This window comes from Mycobacterium asiaticum (assembly GCF_001673365.1).
Lineage (GTDB): Bacteria > Actinomycetota > Actinomycetes > Mycobacteriales > Mycobacteriaceae > Mycobacterium > Mycobacterium asiaticum_A.
In genome coordinates, this window is the sequence record NZ_LZLS01000152.1 from 1 (window position 1) to 735 (window position 735).

General features: G+C 62.0%; 1 protein-coding gene. It reads right to left on the bottom strand.

Going from position 1 to position 735, the window contains the following annotated elements; all coding sequences use genetic code 11:
• Window positions 1-301: 301 nt before the first annotated feature.
• Window positions 302-538, bottom strand: a complete 237-nt coding sequence (gene mbp1, locus A5634_RS15755; protein WP_065144972.1) for a microaggregate-binding protein 1 — start codon at window positions 536-538, stop codon at window positions 302-304.
• Between the last annotated feature and the right edge of the window lie 197 nt (window positions 539-735).

The window sequence follows — 735 nt, forward strand, 5'->3', positions numbered from 1 at the left end:
CAGCGAGGATCGAAAATCGGCCTCGTCGGTCAGCAGAAGAACGTCCAACTGCCAATCTCCAGACCTTCGGTAGTGCCCATATGTCCCCCGACCCCCGCCGCCATAGCCATCTCAGCCACCACACGGCGGGCCAGCCGCGCAGATAGCACCGACAAATTCGTCGGATACCCCGTTCAAAGTGCGATTATTCCAGTTTTGTTACCGGCGGTGGCTGGAAAGTGCCTAGAAACAGCGAGTTGACATCAAAGTTCGATGAGCCCGGTCCGTGGTTACAGACCGGGCCCATCCTTGAAACAAGCTTCTACTGGTGAGACTGCTGGCGTTGTTCGGCGACCTCGGCGGCACCGCGAGCCGCTTCCGCCTGGGCTTCCTTCTTGGCCGCGTCGCGCTGCGCTTCCGCCTTGTCCTGCTGCGCTTCGCCCTCGTTGACGAGGTCGCCGCGACCAGTGACCGTCCCGACGGCTTCCTTGGCCTTCCCCTTGACGTCCTCGACGACGCCCTTGATTGCCTCAGCCGGTCCCGAGTTGCTGTCCGCCATGACTTCCTCCTCTATCACCGTCGTCAGCCACACCCGCGTGGCCGATTCGAGCTGAAATTGGCCGGGTGAATTTTCCCAGCGCATGGCGATGGGGTCCTTCTTCTCAAGACCGCGATTCATCGCCGCCCTCAGCACATTCCCGAACCCGGAGGCGGTCAAACATGACGGGCGGGCGGCGCGATCAGCTGGCCGAATCC